At 61.3% G+C, this 25454-nt stretch carries 21 protein-coding genes and 1 other annotated feature; of the genes, 16 read left to right on the top strand and 5 right to left on the bottom strand.

Annotated elements, in window-relative coordinates; translation table 11 throughout:
• Positions 1–9: 9 nt before the first annotated feature.
• Positions 10–1197, bottom strand: coding sequence for a multidrug efflux RND transporter periplasmic adaptor subunit SdeX (gene sdeX, locus GF111_RS07580; protein WP_047728656.1), 1188 nt, complete (start codon positions 1195–1197; stop codon positions 10–12).
• A 142-nt stretch (positions 1198–1339) separates the two neighbouring features.
• Between sdeX and acrR the strand changes: the two genes are divergently transcribed.
• The 3 genes from acrR to mscK all read left to right on the top strand — a co-directional run bounded on the left by acrR (position 1340) and on the right by mscK (position 5863).
• Entirely contained in the window at positions 1340–2014 is a 675-nt protein-coding gene (acrR, locus tag GF111_RS07575) for a multidrug efflux transporter transcriptional repressor AcrR (RefSeq protein WP_033653243.1), read from the top strand.
• Positions 2015–2025: 11 nt separating this feature from the next.
• Entirely contained in the window at positions 2026–2379 is a 354-nt protein-coding gene (locus tag GF111_RS07570) for a DsrE/DsrF/TusD sulfur relay family protein (protein ID WP_033647269.1), read from the top strand.
• Between the two features lie 100 nt (positions 2380–2479).
• On the top strand, positions 2480–5863 hold the full coding sequence (gene mscK, locus GF111_RS07565) for a mechanosensitive channel MscK (RefSeq protein ID WP_038874998.1): 3384 nt from the start codon (positions 2480–2482) through the stop codon (positions 5861–5863).
• Positions 5864–5904: 41 nt separating this feature from the next.
• Here the strand turns inward: mscK and rsmS are convergent, their stop codons facing one another.
• Both rsmS and priC read right to left on the bottom strand, forming a co-directional pair.
• On the bottom strand, positions 5905–6084 hold the full coding sequence (gene rsmS / locus GF111_RS07560; RefSeq protein WP_004940278.1) for a pleiotropic regulatory protein RsmS: 180 nt from the start codon (positions 6082–6084) through the stop codon (positions 5905–5907).
• Between the two features lie 108 nt (positions 6085–6192).
• A complete protein-coding gene (gene priC, locus GF111_RS07555) occupies positions 6193–6729 on the bottom strand; it encodes a primosomal replication protein PriC (protein WP_038875000.1) in 537 nt (178 codons plus the stop codon).
• A 134-nt stretch (positions 6730–6863) separates the two neighbouring features.
• On the opposite strand from priC, the gene GF111_RS07550 reads away from it, so the two are divergent.
• The 12 genes from GF111_RS07550 (at position 6864) to GF111_RS07495 (ending at position 20292) form a co-directional block, all read left to right on the top strand.
• A complete protein-coding gene (locus tag GF111_RS07550; RefSeq protein WP_019454167.1) occupies positions 6864–7244 on the top strand; it encodes a DUF454 family protein in 381 nt (126 codons plus the stop codon).
• A 278-nt stretch (positions 7245–7522) separates the two neighbouring features.
• Positions 7523–8074: an adenine phosphoribosyltransferase gene (gene apt / locus GF111_RS07545; RefSeq protein ID WP_019454166.1), complete on the top strand. Its 552-nt coding sequence runs from the start codon at positions 7523–7525 to the stop codon at positions 8072–8074.
• A gap of 92 nt (positions 8075–8166) precedes the next feature.
• Positions 8167–10125, top strand: a complete 1959-nt coding sequence (gene dnaX / locus GF111_RS07540; RefSeq protein ID WP_038875002.1) for a DNA polymerase III subunit gamma/tau — start codon at positions 8167–8169, stop codon at positions 10123–10125.
• Positions 9458–9522: a sequence feature (DnaX frameshifting element), on the top strand. It overlaps the preceding gene by 65 nt.
• 41 nt (positions 10126–10166) lie before the next feature.
• Entirely contained in the window at positions 10167–10496 is a 330-nt protein-coding gene (locus GF111_RS07535) for a YbaB/EbfC family nucleoid-associated protein (protein WP_025301790.1), read from the top strand.
• A complete protein-coding gene (recR, locus tag GF111_RS07530; RefSeq protein ID WP_004940263.1) occupies positions 10496–11101 on the top strand; it encodes a recombination mediator RecR in 606 nt (201 codons plus the stop codon). The genes GF111_RS07535 and recR overlap by 1 nt, the downstream gene beginning before the upstream one ends.
• 144 nt (positions 11102–11245) lie before the next feature.
• Complete coding sequence (htpG, locus tag GF111_RS07525) at positions 11246–13111, top strand: molecular chaperone HtpG (protein ID WP_038875006.1); 1866 nt, start codon at positions 11246–11248, stop codon at positions 13109–13111.
• A gap of 202 nt (positions 13112–13313) precedes the next feature.
• A complete protein-coding gene (gene adk, locus GF111_RS07520; protein WP_004940261.1) occupies positions 13314–13958 on the top strand; it encodes an adenylate kinase in 645 nt (214 codons plus the stop codon).
• Between the two features lie 165 nt (positions 13959–14123).
• On the top strand, positions 14124–15257 hold the full coding sequence (locus GF111_RS07515) for a sugar diacid recognition domain-containing protein (protein ID WP_038875009.1): 1134 nt from the start codon (positions 14124–14126) through the stop codon (positions 15255–15257).
• Between the two features lie 119 nt (positions 15258–15376).
• Positions 15377–16642, top strand: a complete 1266-nt coding sequence (locus GF111_RS07510) for a GntP family permease (protein WP_080491414.1) — start codon at positions 15377–15379, stop codon at positions 16640–16642.
• A 9-nt stretch (positions 16643–16651) separates the two neighbouring features.
• Positions 16652–17815 carry a glycerate kinase gene (locus GF111_RS07505; protein WP_085819274.1) on the top strand — a complete coding sequence of 388 codons (1164 nt, stop codon included), beginning with the start codon at positions 16652–16654 and terminating at the stop codon, positions 17813–17815.
• A 119-nt stretch (positions 17816–17934) separates the two neighbouring features.
• Complete coding sequence (hemH, locus tag GF111_RS07500; protein WP_004940253.1) at positions 17935–18897, top strand: ferrochelatase; 963 nt, start codon at positions 17935–17937, stop codon at positions 18895–18897.
• A 90-nt stretch (positions 18898–18987) separates the two neighbouring features.
• The gene (locus GF111_RS07495) at positions 18988–20292 is read left to right on the top strand and encodes an inosine/guanosine kinase (RefSeq protein WP_025301797.1); all 1305 of its coding nucleotides are present in this window, start codon (positions 18988–18990) and stop codon (positions 20290–20292) included.
• Between the two features lie 58 nt (positions 20293–20350).
• Here GF111_RS07495 and ybaL read toward each other — a convergent pair whose 3' ends face one another.
• Positions 20351–22042, bottom strand: coding sequence for a YbaL family putative K(+) efflux transporter (gene ybaL / locus GF111_RS07490; protein ID WP_004940247.1), 1692 nt, complete (start codon positions 22040–22042; stop codon positions 20351–20353).
• A 245-nt stretch (positions 22043–22287) separates the two neighbouring features.
• Entirely contained in the window at positions 22288–23508 is a 1221-nt protein-coding gene (locus GF111_RS07485; protein WP_147190706.1) for an MFS transporter, read from the bottom strand.
• A gap of 178 nt (positions 23509–23686) precedes the next feature.
• Between GF111_RS07485 and ushA the strand changes: the two genes are divergently transcribed.
• Positions 23687–25339, top strand: coding sequence for a bifunctional UDP-sugar hydrolase/5'-nucleotidase UshA (ushA, locus tag GF111_RS07480; protein ID WP_038875022.1), 1653 nt, complete (start codon positions 23687–23689; stop codon positions 25337–25339).
• Positions 25340–25454: the final 115 nt, after the last annotated feature.

The raw sequence follows: 25454 nt of genomic DNA, 5'->3' as shown, positions 1-25454 counted from the left end.
GGCTCCTTTTTATGACTTCTGCGCTTCAGACTGAGGCTGTTTTTGCGCCTGAGTGTCAACTTCCTGCACTTTTACCTGCGCGCCCGGCTGCACTTTCATCAGGCCGGTGACGATCACGCGATCGCCGGCTTTCAGACCATCGGTAACCAGCCATTTGTCGCCAATCGCCTGGTCTGCCTTCAGCGTGCGCAGCTCAACTTTGTCGTCTGCCCCTACCACCAACGCCGTCGCCTCGCCGCGCGGGTTGCGGGTAACGCCTTGCTGAGGCACCAGCAGCGCATCGCTGCGCACGCCTTCGTCCAGGCGGGCGCGCACGAACATGCCCGGCAACAGCGTATCATTCGGGTTAGGGAACAGGGCGCGAATGGTGATGGAACCGGTGGTCTCATCGACGGTGATGTCGGAGAACTCCAGCGTGCCTTCCTGCGCGTATTCAGCGCCGTTTTCCAGCATCAGCTTCACCTTGGCCTTGCCGTTTTCCTGCTTCAGCGCGCCGCTGGCCAGTTCTTGCTTCAGGCGCAGGAAGTCGGTGCTCGACTGGGTGACGTCGACATACATCGGATCCAGCTGCTGCACGGTGGACAGGGCGGTCGCCTGGCCGTTGCTGACCAGCGCGCCTTCGGTCACGGCGGATTTGCCGATGCGGCCGGAGATCGGGGAGGTCACCTTGGTGTACGCCAGGTTGATGCGCGCGGTTTCCACGGCGGCCTTGGCGGCCACCACGGCGGCATCCGCCTGCTGCAGCGTGGAGACGGCGTTGTCGTAGTCCTGCTTACTGATGTAGCTGGTACCCAGCAATGGCTTGTAGCGGTTTACCGTCACGCGCGCGATGGAAGCGCTGGCCTGTGCTTTGGCCAAATCGCCTTTTGCGCTGTCGTAGCTGGCCTGATAGGTGGCAGGATCAATTTGGTACAGGGACGTCCCGGCCTTGATATCGCTGCCTTCAACGAAATTGCGCTTCAGGATGATGCCGCTGACCTGAGGGCGAACTTCGGCGATACGATACGCAGCGGTACGGCCAGGAAGATCGGTAGTGATGTTGAGAGGCTCGGCCTTCAAGGTCACCACGCCCACCTCAGGAGCCTGCTGGTGGGCGCCTTGCTGTTGGGTTTCTTTATCGTTACATCCTGTTAGCACTAAGCTGCCTGAAAGCATCAGAACGGCCGCCAGAGGCGTTAACCCTCTGTTTTTGTTCATAGAAAAACCTCAAGTGTCCGATTTCAAAATGATCAATGGATCACAAGCTTTAAAACCCATTGCTGCGTTAATTATATGTGCGTGCTATGGTACATACATTCGCGAATGTATGTAAATCACACTCCCCCTAAATAACAATGCCATGGCACGAAAAACCAAACAGCAGGCGCAAGAAACCCGACAGCAAATCCTTGATGCTGCGGTGAGAGAGTTCTCTGAACGTGGCGTTGCTGCAACGTCACTGACAGATATTGCCACCGCTGCCGGGGTTACGCGTGGAGCCATCTACTGGCACTTCAAGAATAAGGTAGACCTGTTTAATGAAGTTTGGGAATCTACCGAGCCGAAAATTGACCAGCTCGAAACAGAGTATCAGGCAAAGTTTCCCGATAATCCACTGCGGGTTATCCGAGAAATTCTGATTTACATTCTGACGTCTACGGTTGAAGACGGCCGTAGACGGGCGTTGATGGAGATTATATTCCACAAATGCGAGTTTGTCGGTGAAATGATGCCGCTGCTGGATTCGCGCAAGGTGCTGTACCTCGCCGGCTACGAACGTATCGAGGCGGTGCTGTATAACTGCATTCACCACGGGCAATTGCCCGCCGATTTGCATACCCGTCGCGCGGCGATCATCCTGCGGGGTTATATTACCGGCCTGATGGAAAACTGGCTGTTTATGCCGGAAAGTTTCGATCTGCGGGCCGAAGCCGAAGCGCTGGTGGACGCGTTTTTGGAGATGCTGCAGTTTTGCCCCACCTTGCGCCTCAAACCCGATGCGGCGACGCCTGACGCCGACCGCCTTCCTTTATAAGGAGAGATTTCATGTCATCCATCGTTCTTATCGCCAATGGCGCCGCCTATGGCCATGAATCCTTGTTCAATGCGCTGCGGTTGGCCATCGCCATGAAAGAGCAGCAGAGCAGCCTCGACCTGCGGCTGTTTCTGATGTCCGACGCGGTGGTGGCCGGGCTGGCCGGGCAGCAGCCGCACGAAGGGTATCACCTGCAGCAGATGCTGGAGATCCTCACCGCGCAGCAGGTGCCGGTCAAGCTGTGCAAGACCTGCGCCGACGCGCGCGGCGTCAGCCGCTTGCCGCTGGCGGACGGTGTGGCGATCGGCACGCTGGTCGAGCTGGCGCAGTGGACGCTGGCGGCGGAGAAAGTGCTGACTTTCTGATTTCGCGACAACGGGACATCACCGGCAACGCTTTTGTTGTTCGTTGCCCGCCGGCGATCGTGATAATCTGCAGGCTTCTTTACCGATCCGAAGCCAAATCATGCATCGCTGGTTGACTCTGCCTTCTCTGGCGCCGCTCACGTTTGTCGGCGCATGCCGGCGGCGCATCGCCGCTGCGACCCTTCTTTTCCTGATTTTTGCGTGCTGTTTGCCGGCACAGGCGGCGCTGAATGGCGATTTGCCGCAGCGCAGCGAAGTGCAAAGCCAGCTGGAAGCGCTGAACAAGCAAAAAGCCCTGACGCCGGTCGAAAAGCTCTCCCAACAGGATTTAACCCGTACGCTGGAGCTGCTGGACGCCATCGAGCGCAACCGGCAGGACGCCGCACAGCTTAAACAGCAGGTGCAGCAGGCGCCGGCGAAGCTCAATCAGGTCACCGCCGAACTGGATGCGCTGAAGCGGCCGACGGACAACGCGGCCGCGCGCGCCGCGCTGTTGCCGCTGTCGCTGCGCCAGCTGGAAAGCCGGCTGTATCAAACGCTCGACGAGCTGCAAAGCGCGCAGGAGAGCCTCTCCACCTACAACAGCCAACTGGTGTCGCTGCAAACCCAGCCTGAACGGGTGCAGAGCACCATGTACGCCGCTTCGCAGCGCCTGCAGGAGATCCGCAGCCAGCTCAGCGGCCAGACGCCGGGGCAAGATTCGCTGCGCAACAGCCAGCAGGTGATGCTGAACACCGAACAGGCGCTGCTTAACGCGCAGCTGGAACTGCAGCGCAAGAGCCTGGAAGCCAACACCACGCTACAAGATCTGCTGCAAAAACAGCGCGATTACACCACGGCGCATATCGACGCGCTGGATCGGTCGGTGCAGCTGCTGCAGGAGCTCGTCAACAGCAAGCGCCTGACGCTGTCTGAAAAAACCGCCAAAGAGGCGCAGAATCCGGAAGACGCCACCGATATCCAGCACGATCGGTTGGTCAGCAAGCAGCTGGACGTCAACCGCCAGCTGAGTCAGCAGCTGATCGCCGCCACCGAAGAGAGCAACACCCTGTTCCAGCAGAATATTCGGGTCAAAAACTGGCTCGATCGCGGTCTGCAGGCGGAACGTAACCTGAAAGAGCAGATTCAGGTGCTGAAGGGCAGCCTGGTGCTGTCGCGCATTCTGTATCAGCAGCAGCAGAGCCTGCCCCAGGGTACGCTGCTGGCGGATATAGACACGCGCATCGCCGATCTGCGGCTGGAGCAGTTCGATATCAATCAGCAACGCGACGATCTGTTCAAGGGGGAGGATTACATCAACCAGCTGGTGGCCGAAAGCAAGGAAAAGGCCGGCCCGGAAGTGATCGACGCGCTGAACGAAATTGTCGACATGCGCCGCGAGCTGCTGGATCAGTTGAACAAGCAGCTCAGCAACCAGCTGTCGTTATCGATCAACCTGCAGATCAACCAGCAGCAGCTGACCAGCGTCTACGGTTCGTTGCAGGATACGCTGACCCAGCAGATTTTCTGGGTCAACAGTAACAAGCCGGTCGATCTGGCGTGGCTGAAGGCGATGCCTGAGGCGGTGCGCGATCAGCTCGCCGGGCTCGATATCAAATTCGACGGCGGCAAGCTATTGCAGGGCGGCTTGAATGCGCTGGTGTTCCTGATCCCGATGCTGCTGGCGATCGGACTATTGCGCTGGCGCTACCGGCTGATCGACGGCCATCTGCAAAAGCTGGCCAACGACGTGGGGCAACTTAAACGCGACGGCCAGCTGCATACGCCGAAGGCCATCGCGCTGACCTTACTGAAGGTGTTGCCCGGCGCCGCGCTGCTGCTCGGCGTCGGTTTCTGGATGTATCGCGCGGACTTCGGCATCAGCGACTTTATCTGGGCGCTGTCGCAGCAGCTGGCGCTGTCATGGCTGGTGTTCGGCTTCAGCTACCGCATGCTGAAACCGGGCGGCATCGCCGAGCGGCATTTCAACTTCGGCGCCAACCTGTGCGCGCATTACCGTCGCCAGACGCTGCGGCTGGGGCTGGCGCTGCAGCCGCTGATCTTCTGGTCGGTCTTGGGCGAAAAAGCGCCGCTGCGCCTGGTGGAGGACGTCATCGGCCAGATCGTGGTGATGTTGACGTTGGCGCTGCTCACGGTGCTGGTGTTCCCGCTGTGCCGCGACAGCTGGCGTGAAAAGGGCTCGCACGCCGTGCGGCTGGTGGTGGTCACCGCGCTCGCCGCCACGCCGCTGATCCTGCTGGGGCTGATGTTCGCCGGCTACTTCTATACCACGCTGCGTCTGGCCAGCCGTTGGATAGACAGCCTGTATCTGTTCTTCCTGTGGAATATCGTGTACCTGACCGCGCTGCGCGGCCTGAGCGTGGCGGCGCGGCGTCTGGCCTACCGGCGCGCGCTGGCGCGGCGGCAAAACGTGGCGAAGGAGGGGGCCGAAGGCGGCGAGCCGGTGGTGGAGGAGCCGCCGTTGGCGCTCGATCAGATCAACCAGCAGTCGCTGCGCCTGACCACTCTGGTGCTGTTTGCTATCTTCGCCAGCGCCTTCTACGCCATTTGGTCGGATCTGGTGACGGTCATCGCTTACCTGGACAGTATCACGCTGTGGCATTACACCAGCACCGTGGCGGGCAGCAGCGTGTCGCAGGCGGTGACGCTGGGCAACATGATGGTGGCGATCGCCGCGGTGATCGTCGCCTACGTGCTCACCCGCAACCTGCCCGGTTTACTGGAGGTGGTGGTGCTGTCGCGGCTGCAGCTGCGGCAGGGGGCATCCTATGCCATCACCACCGTGCTCACTTACCTGATCACCGCCGTGGGCGCGGTGGTTGCGCTGGGATCGCTGGGCGTCTCCTGGGACAAACTGCAATGGCTGGCCGCCGGTCTGACGGTCGGGCTGGGCTTCGGCCTGCAGGAAATCTTCGCCAACTTCGTCTCCGGCCTGATCATTCTGTTCGAACGCCCGATCCGCATCGGCGATACCATCACCATCGGCACCTTCTCCGGTTCGGTCAGCAAGATCCGCATTCGCGCCACCACCATTACCGACTTCGATCGCAAAGAGGTGATCATTCCGAACAAGGCGTTCGTCACCGAGCGGTTGATCAACTGGTCACTGTCCGACACCATCACCCGCGTGCTGATCAAGGTGGGCGTGGCCTACGGTTCCGATCTCGACAAGGTGAAAAAGGTGCTGCTGCAGGCGGCGCACGACAACCCGCGGGTGATGACCGATCCCGAACCGCAGGTGTTCTTCCTCAGCTTCGGCGCCAGCACGCTGGATCACGAGCTGCGGCTGTACGTGCGCGAACTGCGCGATCGCAGCTACACCGTGGACGAGCTGAACCGCTCAATCGATCGTTTGTGTCGGGAAAACGACATCGACATCGCTTTCAACCAGCTGGAGGTCTATCTGCATAACCAGCAGGGCAACGAAGTGCAGGAAGTGAAAAGAACGCTGTCGCCGGATGAAGGCGGCCAGACGGCGGGCTGATAAGCGTTGAAAGACGAAAGGGACAGCGGCGCTGTCCCTGCTCACTGTCCGGCAGGCAGATAGGGAGAGGTGACGCCGGCGCGCTGCAGCTTTTCCTGATAGTCCCGTTTGACGATATCCAGCGCCGCCAGCGCGGTAACCGGATCGATCTCGTTGCACTCCAGCAGGTAAATCAAGTCTACCGCCAGCTGCAGTTCGGGTGACGCGTTTTCCAGAGACATAGCACCTGCGCTTATATTAATTAATGGGATGAATAACTCGCGTACCGGCAGAGTATAGTGAACCCGGCGCGCAACCGGGAATAATCATTAAAATATTGTGATAAATCTTCAAAAACCGTTTTCTTTGCGCTCGATATTGCGTTCGATGCGCGCCAGCGCCTGGCGGCAGCGCATCAGTCTCCCCTCCAGCGCCGCCAGCTCGTGCTGCAGCTTTTGCTGCGCCGCCAGCGTGGTCTGGCGCCCCAGCAGGCTTTCCCGATCCTGAATCATGCCGATCAGCCGGCGTTCGTAGTCCTGATGCTCGGCCAGCTTGTGGTACAGATCGGCCTCGGGGGCTTCTTTCGGCTGGTTCTTGCGCCGCAGCGCCTGGGTTGCCAGCTCGCGCTGCAGGGCAGCGATCTGAGCCACCAGTTTTTCGGCCAGAAAGGCCACCTGGCTGGTGCGGCTGTCGTTGGCGGCGCTTTGCAGCTGGGCGAAATTCTTTTCCACCTCGGCCAGGTAGTCGCGCAGCCGCGTGCCGCGGTTGGCGAACAGGGCGGCGTCGAAGCGCGCCTGCGGGATTGGCACATCGCCGCGCGGGGTCACTTCGGCCGCCAGCGCCGCGATCTGCTGTGCCAACACCTGTAATAGACGCTGAGTGCTCACATAGGCTCCCTCTTGATTTCAACAGGCGTAAGCTTGCCCGCGATCCTGCCGTGAAACAAGCGCCGCACGCATATTCCGCCGGCGCGGCGCCGATGCTACAGTAGGCGGCAACCGATTGAGGAGCGAAGAGCCGCATGACGCGTGGGTTATTGATCATTTTAGGCTGGCTGGCGGTGGTGCTGGCGACGTTGGGCGTGGTGCTGCCGCTGCTGCCGACCACGCCGTTCCTGCTGTTGGCCGCCTGGTGCTTCGCCCGCTCTTCGCCGCGCTTTCATCACTGGCTGCTGCACCGCTCCTGGTTCGGTCCCTACCTGCGCCACTGGCAGCAGCATCGCGCGTTGCCGCCGGGGGCGAAGTGGAAGGCGGTGCTGGTGATCGTGCTCACCTTCGCCTGTTCGCTGTGGCTGGTGAAAATCTGGTGGGTGCGCGGGCTGTTGCTGCTGATGCTGGCCATTTTGCTGACCTTTATGCTGCGCCTGCCGGTTATTGACCTGTCGCAACAAAAACAGCGCTGATTGTACCTTAAACTCCCCAATAGCTTTCAAGCCGCAGCCACGCGACAAACGCAGGCATCCCCGGGAGCTTACTTAGGTAAGTGACCGGGGGGAATGCGTGCAGTCAACAACGCTGCGGGTTGAAAGATGCAGGGGAGAGTTGCATTTGTCCGCCAGTTTGCATAGATTTGGGCGTTTTCGTGCGCGGATCGCCTGCCATTTCTTCTCCGGTGTGTTTCACCCGGGGGCGGTGGGTGAGCGGCGCGCCGGTTTTCAGGCAGTTTTATCAGGCAACAATTATGACCGCTACTGCGCAGCAGCTTCAGTTTATTAAAGACAGTATCAAAACCATCCCGGATTATCCGAAGCCGGGCATCCTGTTCCGCGACGTGACCAGCCTGCTGGAAAATCCGTTGGCCTACGCCGCCAGCATCGAGCTGCTGGTTGAGCGCTATCGCGAAGCGGGCGTGACCAAGGTGGTGGGTACCGAAGCGCGTGGTTTCCTGTTCGGCGCGCCCGTCGCGCTGGCATTGGGCGTCGGTTTCGTGCCGGTGCGTAAACCGGGCAAACTGCCGCGCGCCACGCTTAGCGAAAGCTATGAGCTGGAGTACGGCACCGACAAGCTGGAGATCCACACCGACGCCATCACCGCGGGTGACAAAGTGCTGGTGGTGGACGATCTGCTGGCGACCGGCGGCACCATCGAGGCGACCACCAAACTGATCCGCCGCCTGGGCGGTGAAGTGAAAGATGCCGCGTTCATCATCAACCTGCCGGATCTGGGCGGGGAAGCGCGTCTGAACAAGCTGGGCATCGACTGCTACTGCCTGGTGGACTTCGCCGGCCATTGAGGCGGCATCGCCCCTTGGGCACAACGGCCTCGCGGATCGCCGCGGGGCTGTGTTAGCATGACCCTCCAGATTCCTCGACTTCTCCGGTATTAATGAGCTATCAGGTTCTCGCCCGTAAGTGGCGCCCTCAAACGTTCGCAGACGTGGTCGGCCAGGAACATGTCCTGACCGCGCTGGCCAACGGCCTCTCGCTGGGGCGGATCCATCACGCCTATCTGTTCTCGGGCACCCGCGGCGTGGGGAAAACCACCATCGCGCGCCTGCTGGCCAAAGGCCTGAACTGTGAAACCGGCATCACCGCCACGCCGTGCGGCCAATGCGACAACTGCCGCGAGATCGAGCAGGGGCGCTTCGTCGATCTGATCGAGATCGACGCCGCTTCCCGAACCAAGGTGGAAGATACCCGCGATCTGCTGGATAACGTCCAGTACGCGCCGGCGCGCGGCCGCTTCAAGGTCTACCTGATCGACGAAGTGCACATGCTCTCGCGCCACAGCTTCAACGCGTTGCTGAAGACGCTGGAAGAGCCGCCGCCGCACGTCAAATTCCTGTTGGCCACCACCGATCCGCAAAAGCTGCCGGTGACCATTCTCTCGCGCTGCCTGCAGTTCCACCTCAAGGCGCTGGACGTCGATCAGATCCGCCAGCAGTTGGAAACGGTGCTGACGGCGGAGCAGATCACCAGCGACGCCCGTGCGCTGCAGCTGCTGGCGCGCGCCGCCGACGGCAGCATGCGCGATGCGCTGAGCCTGACCGATCAGGCGATCGCCATGGGGCAGGGGCAGGTGACCGCCGCCACCGTCAGCCAGATGCTCGGCACGCTCGATGACGAGCAGCCGCTGGCGATCCTCGAAGCGCTGGTCAGCGCCGACGGCGAAAAGGTGATGGCGCAGGTCGCGCAGGCCGCTTCGCGCGGCGTGGACTGGGAAAACCTGCTGGTGGAGACGCTGGCGCTGCTGCACCGCATTGCGATGGTGCAGCTGCTGCCTTCGATGCTCGACAACCACTACGCGGCCGTGGAACAACGGCTGCGCGAGCTGGCGCGCACTTTGCCGCCGGCCGACGTGCAACTTTACTACCAGACGCTGCTGGTGGGCCGCAAAGAGCTGGCCTATGCGCCGGATCGCCGCATGGGGGTTGAGATGACCCTGCTGCGCGCGCTGGCGTTTCATCCGAAAGCGGTGATCCCGGAGCCGGTGGCGTTGGTGCAGACCGCGCCGGCGCCGATGGCGCAGCCGCAGGCCGCTGCACCGCAACAGCCGCCGCAGTTTCAGGACGCGCCGCCGCCGCTAGGGCAGCCGGCCGCGCCACCGCGACAATCATCGACCCCATTACCGGATGCCACCGCCCAGCTGTTGAAAGCGCGGTCCCAGCTGCAGCGGCAGCAGGGAGCATCCACACCAAAAAAGAATGAGCCGGCGGCGCCAGGAATAGCGCGGCCGGCAAACTCGGCGCTGGGGCGTTTGGCTTCCGTGACCGAGCGTAGCCAGCAGCGTCTGGCAGAGAAGAAGGTGCCGGAAAAACCGGCTAAGCCGGAAGCCTATCGCTGGCGCGCGCAGACCGAGCCGGAAGCGGCGCCGGAACCGCTGGCGACGCCGAAAGCGCTGCGCACGGCGTTGGAGCACGAGAAAACGCCGGAGCTGGCCGCCAAGCTGGTGGTGGAGTCGCTGGAGCGCGACGCCTGGGCGGCGGAAATCGACAGGCTGAAGATCCCGAAACTGGTGCAGCAGCTGGCGTTGAACGCCTTCAAGCAGCAGCCGGAAGCGGGCAAGATTTGCCTCCATCTGCGGTCTTCGCAGCGTCATCTGAATTCGCCTTCGGCGCAGAAGACGTTGGCCGAAGCGCTCGGTGAGCTGTACGGCAGCCCGATCGAGCTGACCGTGATAGAGGACGATAATCCGGCGGAGCGCACCCCGCTGGAGTGGCGACAAGCCATCTATGAAGAAAAGCTGGCGCAGGCGCGCCAGTCCATCGTTGCGGATACCCATATTCAGACGCTGTGCCGGTTCTTCGACGCGGATCTGGATGAAGAGAGTATCCGCCCCCTTTAAACGCCGCGCGAGGTGCGCGGCCCTAGCGACGAGAGACGACTATGTTTGGTAAAGGCGGTCTGGGCAACCTGATGAAGCAAGCCCAGCAAATGCAAGAAAAAATGCAGCAGATGCAGGAAGAAGTCGCCAAATTGGAAGTGACCGGCGAATCTGGCGCGGGCCTGGTGAAAGTCACCATCAACGGTGCGCACAACTGCCGCCGCGTGGAGATCGATCCTAGCCTGATGGAAGACGACAAAGACATGCTGGAAGATCTGATCGCCGCCGCGTTTAACGACGCCGCGCGCCGCATCGAAGAAACTCAGAAAGAGAAAATGGCTTCCGTCTCCAGCGGCATGCAGTTGCCGCCTGGCTTCAAGATGCCGTTCTGATGCAAACCAGCCCGCTCCTTGAATCCCTGATGGAGGCGCTGCGATGCCTGCCGGGCGTCGGCCCGAAATCGGCGCAGCGCATGGCGTTTCAGCTGCTGCAGCGCGATCGCAGCGGCGGCATGCGCCTGGCGCAGGCGTTGACGCGCGCGATGTCGGAGATCGGCCACTGCGCCGATTGCCGCACCTTCACCGAGCAGGACGTTTGCACCATCTGCGCCAATCCGCGCCGTCAGCAAAACGGCCAGATTTGCGTGGTGGAAAGCCCGGCGGATATCCACGCCATCGAGCAGACCGGCCAGTTCGCCGGGCGCTACTTTGTGCTGATGGGCCATCTGTCGCCGCTGGACGGCATCGGGCCGGGCGATATCGGTCTGGATCGCCTGGAGCAACGGCTGGAAAAGGAAAGCATCACCGAAGTGATCCTCGCTACCAACCCGACGGTGGAAGGGGAAGCGACCGCCAACTACATCGCCGAGATGTGCGGCCAGTATGGCGTGCTCGCCAGCCGTATCGCCCATGGCGTGCCGGTGGGCGGCGAGCTGGAAATGGTCGACGGCACCACGTTGTCGCATTCGCTGGCCGGGCGTCACGCCATCAAGTTCTGATGTTTTCCCGGACGGGGCCATTCGGCCCCGTCTTTTTTTTGCCAAAAATCTCCCGCCGTCCGCTTGAAAAACAAGACCCTGACCCTCATCTGATCCTCATTGTTCGATTTTGGTAGCCATTGTCTTTTGAGGTAATCAATGAGTATGAAAGGTCAAGAAACCCGCGGGTTCCAGTCTGAAGTAAAACAGCTGCTTCATTTGATGATCCATTCGCTGTACTCCAACAAAGAAATTTTCCTGCGCGAGCTGATTTCCAACGCCTCTGATGCCGCCGACAAGCTGCGCTTCCGCGCCCTGTCCGCGCCAGAGCTGTACGCCGGTGACGGCGAGCTGCGCGTACGCTTGTCCTTCGATAAAGAGCAGCGCACCCTGACCATCGCCGACAACGGCATCGGCATGCGCCGCGAAGAAGTGATCGAAAACCTCGGCACTATCGCCAAGTCCGGCACCAAAGCGTTCCTGGAATCCATTGGTTCCGACCAGGCGAAAGACAGCCAGCTGATCGGTCAGTTCGGCGTCGGTTTTTACTCGGCGTTCATCGTGGCGGACAAAGTGACCGTGCGTACCCGCGCCGCCGGCGCCGCCGATGACGAAGGCGTGTTCTGGGAGTCCGCCGGCGAAGGCGACTACACCATCGCCGATATTACCAAAGAGACCCGCGGCACCGAGATCACCCTGCATCTGCGCGAAGGCGAAGAGGAGTACCTCGACGCCTGGCGCCTGCGCTCGGTGATCGGCAAATATTCCGATCACATCGCTTTGCCGGTAGAGATCGAAAGCAAAAACGAAGAAGACGATACTGTCACCTGGGAAAAGATCAACAAGGCACAGGCCCTGTGGACCCGCAGCAAGGCTGACGTGACCGATGAAGAGTACAAAGAGTTCTACAAGCACATCGCCCACGATTTCACCGATCCGCTGAGCTGGAGCCACAACCGGGTGGAAGGCAAGCAGGAGTACACCAGCCTGCTGTATATCCCGGCGCAGGCGCCGTGGGACATGTGGAACCGCGATCACAAGCACGGCCTGAAACTGTACGTGCAGCGCGTGTTCATCATGGACGACGCCGAGCAGTTCATGCCGAACTACCTGCGCTTCGTGCGTGGTCTGATCGATTCCAACGATCTGCCGCTGAACGTGTCGCGCGAGATTCTGCAAGACAGCCGCGTGACGCAAAACCTGCGCGGCGCGCTGACCAAGCGCGTGCTGCAGATGCTGGATAAGCTGGCCAAAGACGACGCCGAAGGCTACCAGAAATTCTGGCAGCAGTTCGGTCTGGTGCTGAAAGAGGGCCCGGCGGAAGACAACGGCAACCAGGAAGCGATCGCCAAGCTGCTGCGCTTTGCCTCCACCCACGGCGACAGCTCGGCGCAGACCGTGTCGCTGGAAGAGTATGTCGGCCGCATGGCGGAAGGGCAGGAGAAGATTTACTACATCACCGCCGACAGCTACGCCGCCGCCAAGAGCAGCCCGCACCTGGAGCTGTTCCGCAAGAAAGGCATCGAAGTGTTGCTGCTGTCCGATCGCATCGACGAGTGGATGATGAGCTACCTGACCGAGTTCGACGGCAAGCCGTTCCAGTCGGTCAGCAAAGCGGATGAAACGCTGGATAAATTGGCGGATGAAACCGAAGAGCAGAAGGCCGCCGAGAAGCAGCTGGAACCCTTCATCGAACGCGTGAAAACCCTGCTGGGCGAGCGCGTGAAGGATGTGCGCCTGACGCACCGCCTGACCGATACGCCGGCGATCGTGGTAACCGACGCCGACGAAATGAGCACCCAGATGGCCAAGCTGTTCGCCGCCGCCGGCCAGCAGGCGCCGGAAGTGAAGTACATTTTCGAGCTTAATCCTGAGCATGCGTTGGTCAAACGAGCATCCGACGTGGGCGATAACGAACATTTCGCCGAATGGATCGACCTGTTATTGGATCAGGCGCTGCTGGCTGAACGCGGCACGCTGGAGGATCCGAACCTGTTCATCCGTCGCATGAATAAGTTACTGTCCGCCTAAAGCTGAAGATATGCGCCCTTAACGGCACCGTTAGGGGCGCATTGCCGATTTTCCCCCGCTTTTTCTCGCCTTTTGCTTGCCCGCTTTTTTGCACATTCCGCAATCGATTTCCTTCGCGCGCCTTGAGCCTGCCCCCCCTGAAATGGTATCGTTGAGCGTTTTCGCAATTTTATAAAAACTACATAGCAAGGGGATTTACGCAATGCGTATCATTCTGCTGGGCGCTCCGGGCGCTGGTAAAGGTACTCAGGCTCAATTCATCATGGAGAAATACGGCATTCCGCAAATCTCCACCGGTGATATGTTGCGCGCAGCCGTGAAGGCCGGCAGTGAACTGGGCAAGCAGGCGAAAGAGATCATGGACGCCGGCAAGCTGGTGACCGATGAGCTGGTGATCGCGCTGGTCAAAGAGCGCATCGCTCAGGAAGATTGCCGCAAGGGCTTCCTGCTGGACGGTTTCCCACGCACCATTCCGCAGGCTGACGCGATGAAAGAAGCCGGCATCAACGTGGACTTCGTGCTGGAGTTCGACGTGCCGGACGAGCTGATCGTTGACCGCATCGTTGGCCGCCGCGTGCACGCGCCGTCCGGCCGCGTATACCACGTGAAGTTCAATCCGCCGCAGGTGGAAGGCAAAGACGACGTGACCGGCGAAGAGCTGACCACGCGCAAGGACGATCAGGAAGAGACCGTGCGCAAGCGCCTGGTGGAATACCATCAGATGACCGCGCCGCTGATCTCTTACTACAGCAAAGAAGCGGCAGCGGGCAACACCCAATACCGCAAAATCGACGGCACCCGCAAGGTCGCCGAAGTGAGCGCAGAGCTGGCGACCATCCTCGGTTGATCGCAAGCGGATTGTGCATGACGCCGGGCCTGTGGCCCGGCGTTTTTTTTGCCGTTTTCCCGCCAAATTGTGATCGCGGCGGCTTGTTGCGGCCGTGCCCGTTAATCGCCCGCGCCAAATGGCGTATAACAAGCCTGCGTTTTCACCCTCAGCAGGGAGCCGGGCATGCTCAGACAAACCAATCTTCTGGCGGAAGCCACCGCGCGCCAGATCGTCCAGCGGGCGATGGGCATCATCAGCCATTCCGTCAACGTGATGGACAGCAACGGCGTGATTATCGCCTCCGGCAACCCCCAACGCCTGTTCCAGCGCCATGAAGGCGCGGTGCTGGCGCTGGCGGAGAATCGGGTGGTGGAAATCGACCGCGCCACCGCCGAGCACCTGAAGGGCGTGCGGCCCGGCATCAATCTGCCGTTCAGCTTTCGCAACCAGCGGGTGGGGGTGATCGGCATCTCCGGCGAACCGGCCGAGGTGCGCGCCTACGCCGAGCTGGTGAAGATGGCGGCGGAGATGATGGTGGAGCAGGCGGCGCTGCTGGATCAGCACCAGTGGGAAAAGCGCTACCGGGAAGAGCTGGCGAACCAGCTGCTGCAGCCGCAGCCGAACAACGCGTCGCTGGAAGCGATGGCAGCGTATCTGGGATTGGATCTGCGCCAGGCGCGCATCGTGTGGATCGTCGAGCTGCAAGAGGCGCAGCCGCACCTGCTGCGCGAGCTGCTGGCGGAGCTGGAGGCCACCCAGCGCGATGCGTTGATCGCCATTACCGGCTTCAATGAAATGACCCTGCTGCGCCCGGCCTGCATGGCGCAGGGCGAATGGAGCCTTAAGCTGGAACGCCAGCAGGCGCAGCGTTTGCAAAACCAACTCAAACACCGCTTTCGGGTGCGCTTGATCGTCGGCGGTTTTTATGACGATCCGCAAAGCGCCTACCGTTCCAGCCTGACGGCGCGCGCCACCCAGGCGATGGCGCAGCGCCTGAAACTGCGTCATGCCACGCTGTTCTACCACGACTACCCGCTGCCGTCGCTGTTGTGCGATCTGGGGGAGGACTGGCGCGCGCAGGAGCTGGGGCGCCCCTGGCGGACGCTGGGCGAACAGGACGAAAAAGGCGTGCTGCGCGGCACGCTGCGCCACTATTTTTCGCAGAATTGTGATCAGACGCAGACCGCCGCGCAGCTGCATATCCACGTCAATACCCTGCGCTATCGCCTGCAGCGCATCGAAGCGATAACCGGCATGAAAATCAATCAATTAACCGACGCTCTGCGGTTATATATCGGTATGTTGATGCACGACTGAGTTGTGCCAACCCACAAATTTCACGCCGTTCACCCGGCGATTTTTTGTTGTTTCCCCTCAGGCCAACGCCGGGCGTGCGGGATATGTTGGCCTGCACATCAACCACGGAGAAAACAACAATGACAACCGTATCCACTCTGGGGGCACTGGTGGCGTTAGCCGTCGCCATCGTCCTGATTCTACGCAAGGTGCCACCGGCTTACGGCATGATCGCCGGCGCGCTGGCGGGCGGGCTGTGCGGCGGCGCCGACCTGGTGCAGACCGTAACGCTGATGATCGGCGGGGCGCAGGGCATCACCAACGCCGTGATGCGCATTCTGGCGGCGGGGGTGCTGGCCGGGGTGCTGATCGAATCCGGCGCGGCGCACACCATCGCTGAAACCATCGTGCGCAAGGTGGGCGAAACCCGCGCGCTGCTGGCGCTGGCGGTGGCTACACTGATCCTGACGGCGGTGGGGGTATTTATCGACGTGGCGGTGATCACCGTCGCACCGATCGCGCTGTCGATCGCCCAGAAGGCCGGCATTTCGCGCGCGGCGATCCTGCTGGCGATGATCGGCGGTGGCAAGGCCGGCAACGTGATGTCGCCCAACCCGAACACCATTGCGGCGGCGGACAACTTCCACGTGCCGCTCACTTCGGTGATGATGGCCGGCATCGTGCCGGGGCTGTGCGGCCTGGTGGTGGCCTATCTGCTGGCGCGCCGCCTGAGCGATAAAGGCAGCAAAGTGATGGCCGAAGAGCTGACTCAGCATGGCGAAGGGGCGCGGCCGGGCTTCGCTGCGGCGATCAGCGCGCCGCTGGTGGCGATCCTGCTGTTGTCGCTGCGGCCGATCGCCGGTATCGCCGTCGATCCGCTGATCGCGCTGCCGGCCGGCGGGTTGGCGGGCGCGCTGCTGATGGGGCGTATCCGCCAGTGCAATCATTTTATGGTCTCCGGCCTGTCGCGCATGGCGCCGGTAGCGATCATGCTGCTCGGCACCGGCACGCTGGCGGGCATTATCGCCAACTCGGCGCTGAAGGATGTTTTGATTAACGGCTTAACGAACACCGGGCTGCCGGCCTGGCTTCTGGCGCCGCTGTCCGGCGCGCTGATGTCGATGGCGACCGCGTCGACCACCGCCGGCACCGCCGTGGCTTCCGGGGTGTTCAGCTCTACGCTGCTCGAGCTGGGCGTGAGCGGGCTGGCCGGTGCGGCGATGATCCATGCGGGCGCCACGGTGCTGGATCACCTGCCGCACGGCAGCTTCTTCCACGCTACCGGTGGCAGCGTCAATATGGCGGTGCACGAGCGGCTGAAGCTGTTGCCGTATGAAACGCTGGTGGGATTCACCATCGCGGCAATCTCGGCGCTGATGTTTGGCGTGTTTAACCTGGCGGGATAAGGAACAGTGATGAAAACGCTGAAAAAAGTGGTTATTGCCCCGGATTCTTTCAAAGAGAGCCTGAGCGCGCTCGGCGTTGCCGACGCCATCGAGCGGGGATTCCGCCAAATTTATCCGCAGGCGCACTACGTGAAGCTGCCGATGGCGGACGGCGGCGAAGGCACGGTGGAGTCAATGGTGGCGGCCACCGGCGGCGAAATCGTCCAGGTGACGGTCACCGGGCCGCTGGGGGAGCCGGTACAGGGGTTCTATGGCCTGCTGGGCGACGGCGAAACCGCAGTGATTGAAATGGCCGCCGCTTCCGGGCTGCACCTGGCGCCGCCCGGCCAGCGCGATCCGCGCATCACCACCAGTTACGGCACCGGCGAACTGATGCTGGCGGCGCTGGAGCGCGGCGTGAAGGCGATCATTCTCGGCATTGGCGGCAGCGCCACTAACGACGGCGGCGCCGGGATGATGCAGGCGCTGGGCGTGAAGTTGCTGGATAAGGATCGCCGGCCGCTGCCGGTGGGCGGGGCGGCCCTGGCGCAGCTGGCGCACCTCGATCTCACCGGGCTGGATGCGCGTTGGCAACGGGTGAGCGTAACCGCCGCCTGCGACGTCGATAACCCGCTGTGCGGCGAAAAGGGCGCCTCGGCGGTGTTTGGGCCGCAGAAGGGGGCGACGCCGGAGATGGTGGCGCAGCTCGATGCGGCACTGCATCACTATGGTGAATTGCTGGAACGGGAAACCGGCCGCGCCGTGCTCACCCAGCCGGGCGCGGGGGCGGCGGGCGGCATGGGGGCGGCGCTGCTCGGCATGCTCAGCGCGCGCTTGCGGCCGGGCATCGAGATCGTCACCGAAACTCTGCGTCTGGATGAGGCGGTGCGCGATGCCGATTTGGTGATCACCGGCGAAGGGCGGCTGGACAGCCAGTCGATCCACGGCAAAACGCCGATCGGCGTGGCGCGGGTGGCCAAGCGCCACGGGGTGCCGGTGATCGCCATCGCCGGCAGCCTGACGCCGGATTACCAGGTGGTGCATCAACACGGTATCGACGCGGCGTTTTCGGTGCTCGACCGCATCGTGACGCTGGAAGAAGCGCTGGCGGACGCCGATTGCAATCTGCAGGTGACGGCGCGCAACGTGGCGGCGGTGTGGCAACTGGCGCAAAGGGAAGGCCCACAGGCATAGCCTGTTGCTGTTATCGGTTTCGATGCAGGACTTTTCCGTTACAATAGCCGGCATTAATGGCTGCTGACATCCCGACCCAGAACGGAATGCCGGCCGGAAAGGAAATGAGGGGAACTGAGATGAAGCAAGAGAAACACGGCGTATTGCTGGTGAACCTGGGCACACCAGATGCGCCGACCTCGTCGGCGGTCAAACGCTATCTGAAGGAATTCCTCAGTGACGATCGCGTGGTCGATACGGCGCCGCTGATCTGGTGGCCGATCCTCAACGGCGCGATCTTGCCGATCCGTTCGCCGCGCGTGGCGAAGCTGTATCAATCGGTGTGGATGGAAGAGGGCTCGCCGCTGCTGGTGTACAGCCGCCGCCAACAGCGGGCGCTGGCGGCGCGCATGCCGAATACGCCGGTGGAGCTGGGCATGAGCTACGGCTCGCCGAGTCTGGCGGAAGCCATCGACAAGCTGCTGGCGCAGGGCGTGACCAACCTGGTGGTGCTGCCGCTCTATCCGCAATATTCCTGTTCCACCAGCGCGGCGGTATGGGATGGCGTGGCGCGAGTGCTGAAAGGCTATCGCCGTTTGCCTTCTGTGGCCTTCATCCGCGATTACGCCGAACACCCGGCCTACATCGCCGCGCTGCAGCAAAGCGTGGAGCGCTCGTTCGCCGAACACGGCCAGCCGGATCGGCTGGTGCTGTCGTTCCACGGCATCCCCAAACGCTATGCGCGCCTGGGCGACGACTACCCGCAGCGCTGCGAGGATACGCTACGTGCGCTGAGCGCCACGCTGCCGCTGGCGCCGGAGCGAGTGATGATGACGTACCAATCGCGCTTCGGCCGCGAGCCGTGGCTGACGCCGTACACCGATGAGACCCTAAAGGGGCTGCCGGCGCAGGGCGTGAAGCACATTCAGCTGATTTGCCCGGGTTTCTCGGCGGACTGCCTGGAAACGCTGGAAGAGATCAAAGAACAGAACCGCGAGATCTTCCTCAAGGCCGGCGGCGAGAAGTTTGAATATATCTCGGCGTTGAACGACGAGCCGGCGCATATCGATATGATGCAGCAGCTGGTGGCGCAGCGCCTGTAATCATCCATAATCTGTATATTAGATGCATCGTGATCGGGCGGGGATGTGTTAACATTCTCCGCTTGTTAAACCGTCACCACCGCCAATCACATGAAATTTCCTGGTAAACGCAAGTCCAAACACTATTTCCCGGTGAGCGCCCGCGATCCGCTTCTGCAGCAGGCCCAGCCCGAAAGTGAAATCAGCACCTCGTATATCGTCGGCATCGATCAGACGCTGGTGGATATCGAGGCGAAAGTGGACGACGCTTTTGTCCAGCGCTACGGCCTGAGCCTGGGCCACTCTCTGGTGATTGAAGACGACGTCGCCGAGGCGCTGTATCAGGAACTGAATGAAAACAACCTGGTTACCCATCAGTTCGCCGGCGGCACCATCGGCAATACCATGCACAACTATTCGGTGCTGGCGGACGATCGCTCGGTGCTGCTCGGCGTGATGTGCAGCAACGTGAAAATCGGCAGCTATGCCTACCGTTACCTGTGCAATACCTCCAGCCGTACCGATCTTAACTATCTGCAGGGCGTTGATGGCGCCATCGGCCGCTGTTTCACGCTGATTGGCGAAAGCGGCGAGCGCACCTTCGCCATCAACCCGGGCCAGATGAACCAGCTGCGCCCGGAAAGCATTCCTGAAGAGGTGATCGCCGGCGCGTCGGCGCTGGTGCTGAGCTCTTATCTGGTGCGCTGCAAGGAAGGGGAGCCGATGAAGGCTGCCACTCTGCAGGCGATCGAATACGCCAAAAAACACGACGTGCCGGTGGTATTGACGCTGGGCACCAAGTACGTGATCGCCGACAACCCGCAGTGGTGGCGCGACTTCCTGAAGGAAAACGTGACGATTCTGGCGATGAACGAAGACGAAGCGCTGGAGCTGACCGGGCTAAGCGATCCGTTGACCGCCTCGGACATGGCGCTGGAGTGGGTGGATCTGGTGCTGTGCACCGCCGGGCCGAACGGCCTGTATATGGCGGGCTACACCGAAGAGGCCAACAAGCGGCAGACCCAGCACCCGCTGTTGCCGGGGCATATCGCCGAGTTCAACCGCTACGAATTCAGCCGCGCCATGCGCCGTGAACACTGTGAAAATCCGCTGCGCGTTTATTCGCACATCGCGCCGTATATGGGCGGGCCGGAGAGGATCATGAACACCAACGGCGCCGGCGACGGCGCGCTGTCGGCGTTGCTGCACGATATTGCCGCCAACGGCTATCACCGCCATAACGTGCCGAATTCCAGCAAGCACGTGCGCAGCTACCTGACTTATTCCTCCCTGGCGCAGGTGTGCAAATACGCCAACCGCGTCAGCTACCAGGTGTTGAACCAGCATTCGCCGCGCCTCACCCGTGGCCTGCCGGAGCGGGAAGACAGCCTGGAAGAATCCTACTGGGAGCGTTAACCCGCTGAAAAAGAAAAGGTCCGGCAATGCCGGACCTTTTTTTGTGCGCCGTGGCGCTTCAGATCGGGCAGCCGCCCATTTTTTCTTCTTCGCTCAGGGTATCCAGCTGCAGGATGTTCAGCATGCTGTTGGCGATCTCCCGTTCGCCCATCACCACCTGGTTGGCGCCGCGATCGGTGATGTAGGCCACTTCGTCGTCGTAGTGGGCGCGGGCGATGATCTCGATGTTCGGCCGCTTGGCGCGCGCCGAGGCGACGATCTCGCCGGCCTCATAGCCGTTGGGGATGGTCAGCAGCAGCCAGCGCGCGCAGTCGAGCCGCGCCAGATCCATCACTTCCGGATTGGCGGCGTTGCCCAGCACCGTCTTGATGCCCTGTTCGCGCAGCGCTTCCACCCGCGGGCGGGAGTTCTCGATCACCACCAGCGGAATGCCCGCCTCGGCCAGTTTGCCGCCCAGCAGGCTGCCGACGCGGCCGTAGCCGACCACCAGCGCGTGGTTGCACATGTCCACCGGGATCTGCTTCTCTTCTTCCACCGCCTCTTCGAGAATTTGCTCTTCGATGGTTTCGGTTTTGGCCAGATAGCGCTCCAGCAGGGTGAACAGCAGCGGGTTGAGCATGATGGACAGAATGGCGCCGGCCAGCACCAGATTGCGCCCGTGTTCCGACATCATGCCCAGCGCGATGCCGAGGCCCGCCAGAATAAAGGCGAACTCGCCGATCTGCGCCAGGCTGGCGGAGATGGTCAGCGCGGTGCGCTTGGAGTGACCGAACATTTTCACCAGCAGGAACGCGGCGGCAGATTTGCCGAACACGATGATCGCCAGCGTCGCCAGCACCGCCAGCGGTTCGTTAATCACGATCATCGGATCGAACAGCATGCCGACCGAGACGAAGAACAGCACCGCAAACGCGTCGCGCAGCGGCAGGGTGTCGTGCGCCGCGCGGTGGCTCAGCTCGGACTCGTTCAGCACCATGCCGGCGAAGAAGGCGCCCAGCGCGAAGGAGACGTCGAACAGCTTCACCGCGCCGTAGGCGATGCCGAGCGCCAGCGCCAACACCGCCAGGGTGAACAGCTCGCGCGAGCCGGTGCTGGCGGTTTTCGACAGGATCCACGGCACCAGGCGGCGGCCGACCACGATCATCAACGCGATGAAGGCGATGACTTTACCGATGGTCAGCGCCAGCTCCATCAGCAGCTGGCTGCTGCTGGCGTTGTCGTTGCCCAGCATATTGCCGAAGGCGGGCAGCAATACCAGCGTCAGCACCATCGCCAAATCTTCGACGATCAGCCAGCCGATGGCGATTTGCCCGCGCTGGCTGTCGATCAGCTGCCGTTCCTCCAGGGCGCGCAGCAGCACCACGGTGCTGGCGGTGGAGAGGCAGAGGCCGAACACCAGACCGGAGATCAGATCCCAGCCGAGCAGCTTGGACAGCCCCATACCGAGCAGGGTAGCGACGGCTATCTGCGCCACGGCGCCGGGAATGGCGATAGATTTTACTGCGAGGAGGTCTTTCAAAGAGAAGTGCAGGCCAACACCGAACATCAACAGGATAACGCCGATTTCCGCCAGTTCCGGCGCCAGTGAGGTATCGGCGACGAAACCGGGGGTGAACGGGCCGGCGAGCACCCCTGCGGCCAGATACCCCACCAGAGGGGAGATGCGCAGGCGGTTCGCCAGCATGCCGAGGAGGAAGGCGAGTACTAACCCTCCGACGATGGTGGTGATGAGCGGTGTTGAATTATGCATCCATACTCCTTCTGGCTATGCATCGCGGCACGGGAGAAACGCAACAAAGTTACGAAAAGATACATTTAGTTTATTGCATTTGTTCGTGGCTTGCTTGGCTAATTTGGCATTTTTTGTAAAAAAGCAGAGGATTTCACTTAAGGCGCGGCAATGAGGAGATTTTGTGTCAGATAAGCCAAATAACATTGGTTTATCCGTGGGATAACCCGGATTAATAAATAATTTCATCCGGGCATTCAGCGGGGTTATTGCGCTTTATGCTCCATATTGGGCAGTAGCGCCGTGATAATGCCGATCAGCGGCAGGAAAGCACAGATTTGGTAGACCAGCTCGATACTGGTCAAATCGGCGACATAACCAAGAACTGCCGCACCTAACCCACCTATACCGAAAGCAAAACCGAAGAATAAGCCGGAAACCATGCCGACTTTACCGGGGATCAGCTCCTGCGCGTAGACCAGGATGGCGGAGAACGCCGAGGCGAGAATAACCCCGATGATCACTGTCAAAATGCCGGTCCAATACAGGGATGAGTAGGGTAAAATAAGGGTAAACGGCGCGGCGCCGAGAATGGAGCCCCAAATAACATATTTACGCCCTATCTTGTCGCCGAGAGGCCCGCCTATAATGGTTCCGGCCGCCACTGCGAACAGGAATGCGAACAGGTGAATCTGTGCATTCTGCACCGAAATGCCGAACTTATGTATCAGATAAAAGGTGTAATAGCTGCTGATACTGGCCAGATAGAAGTATTTGGAGAAAATCAGCACCAGCAGGATGCCCAACGAGTAGGCAACGGTACGTTTTGGCAGCGGTTTCAGCAGCGACGGGCTTTTCGGCTGCCCTTTAGTTGCCCGGTGCTGATGTTGATACCACTTGCTGACCTGCAGCAACACCACGATCGCCAGCAGCGCCGCCAGCGAGAACCAGGCGACGTTGCCCTTGCCGTAAGGCGCGATGATCAGCGCCGCCAGCAGCGGGCCGAGCGAGCTGCCGAAGTTGCCGCCGACCTGGAACAGCGACTGCGCCAGGCCGTGCCGGCCGCCGGAGGCCATGCGCGCCACGCGCGAGGATTCCGGGTGGAACACCGATGAGCCGGTGCCCACCAGCGCCGCCGCCAGCAGCACCAGCGGGAAGGTGCTCGCCACCGACAGCAGCAGCAGGCCGGACAGGGTAAAGCCCATGCCGATCGGCAACGAGTAAGGCTGCGGGTGTTTATCGGTGTAATAGCCAATCAGCGGCTGCAGCAGCGAGGCCGTCAGCTGATAGGTCAGGGTAATCATGCCGATCTGCACGAAGCTGAGGTGAAAATCGGCTTGCAGGATCGGGTAAATCGCCAGGATCAGCGACTGGATCATATCGTTGAGCAGGTGAGACACGCTGATGGCGCCAAGGATGGAGAAGGCGGTTCCCTTCACCGCGCTGCCCTTGGCGGGCGGCATCGCGCTTTGGCTACTGTCGGTCATATTATTATTAGCCTGATAAGTTGTTGAGCACAGAGATGACATCTTAGGCAGGGCGCTCAATTTTTACCATATCTGAAATAATCAGACTCACATCGCAAAAATTTGAAATCAGCTGTCATTAATTCGCGCTACAATTTCGCCCTCATCATAAAAGCCATTTAATACACGGAGATTCGCCATGCGTTTTTCGCTGAAAACCACCGCATGCGCGTTGGCCGTTTCCCTGACGTTGCTGTCGGGGGCCGCCAGTGCCTGGGAAAAGGATAAGACCTACGCCATCACCATTCTGCACACCAACGATCATCACGGTCACTTCTGGCAGAACGATCACGGCGAATACGGCCTGGGCGCGCAGAAAACGCTGGTGGACGGCATTCGTCAGGAAGTGGCGGCGCAGGGCGGCAGCCTGCTGCTGCTGTCGGGCGGCGATATCAACACCGGCGTGCCGGAATCGGATCTGCAAGACGCCGAGCCGGACTTCCGCGGCATGAACCTGGTGGGTTACGACGCGATGGCAATCGGTAACCACGAATTCGACAATCCGCTGAGCGTGCTGCGCCAGCAGGAAAAATGGGCAACCTTTCCGCTGTTGTCCGCCAACATCTATCAGAAAAGCACCGGCCAGCGCCTGTTCAAGCCTTACGCCTTGTTCGACAAGCAGGGCATCAAGATCGCGGTGATCGGCCTGACGACCGACGACACCGCGAAAATGGGCAACCCGGAGTACTTTACCGACATTGAATTCCGCGTGCCGGCGCCGGAGGCGAAGCGGGTGGTGGAGCAATTGCGCAAGGACGAGAAGCCGGACGTGATCATCGCCGCTACCCACATGGGGCACTATGACAACGGCGAACACGGCTCCAACGCGCCGGGCGACGTGGAGATGGCGCGCAGCCTGCCGGCCGGGTATCTCGACATGATCGTCGGCGGCCACTCGCAGGATCCGGTGTGCATGGCCGGCGACAACCGTAAGCAGGTGGACTATGTGCCGGGCACGCCGTGCTCGCCGGATCGCCAGAACGGCACCTGGATCGTGCAGGCGCATGAGTGGGGCAAATACGTGGGCCGCGCCGACTTCGAATTCCGCAACGGTGAGCTGAAGCTGGTGCATTATCAGCTGATCCCGGTGAACCTGAAGAAGAAGGTGGAGAAGGCGGACGGCACCAGCGAGCGCGTGTATTACACCCGGCAGATCGCGGAAGACCCGGCCATGATGAAGCTGCTGACGCCGTTCCAGGAGAAGGGCAAGGAGCAGCTGAGCGTGAAGATCGGCAGCGTTAACGGCAAGCTGGAGGGCGATCGCAGCAAGGTGCGCTTCGTGCAGACCAACCTGGCGCGGGTGATGTTGGCCGCGCAGAGGGAGCGCGCCGATGCCGACTTCGCGGTGATGAGCGGCGGTGGGGTGCGTGATTCCATTGAAAGCGGCGATATCACCTACAAAAACGTGCTCAAGGTACAGCCGTTCGGCAACACCCTGGTGCATGTCGATATGAAAGGCAGCGAGGTTGAGCAGTACCTGGCGGTAGTGGCCAACATGAAGCCGGATTCCGGCGCCTACGCCCAGTTCGCCAACGTCAGCCTGGTGGCGGACGGCAAGGGCGTCAGCGAGGTGAAGATCAACGGCCAGCCGCTGCAGGCGGATAAAACCTACCGCATGGCGACGCTGAACTTCAATGCGCTGGGCGGCGACGGCTATCCGAAGCTGGATGGGCTGCCGAGCTACGTCAACACCGGCTTTATCGATGCCGAGGTGCTCAAGCAGTACATCGAGAAACACTCGCCGCTGGATGCGGCGGCTTACGAACCGAAGGGCGAGATCGTTTATCGCTAATCGCCACCGCGGCGGCCTGCTCCCCTGTGGGTGGACCGCCTGTTTTCCCGCCGAAATCCTCCTTCAAACGCACGCAAAAGTCGCCGCCGCCGCCTTCCAATGTTAGCCTGAGCAA

It is taken from the genome of Serratia sp. HRI (genome assembly GCF_010119335.3).
Lineage (GTDB): Bacteria > Pseudomonadota > Gammaproteobacteria > Enterobacterales > Enterobacteriaceae > Serratia > Serratia nevei.
Note: the sequence above shows the minus strand (reverse complement) of the source record. Positions and strands in the feature narration are given on the sequence as shown.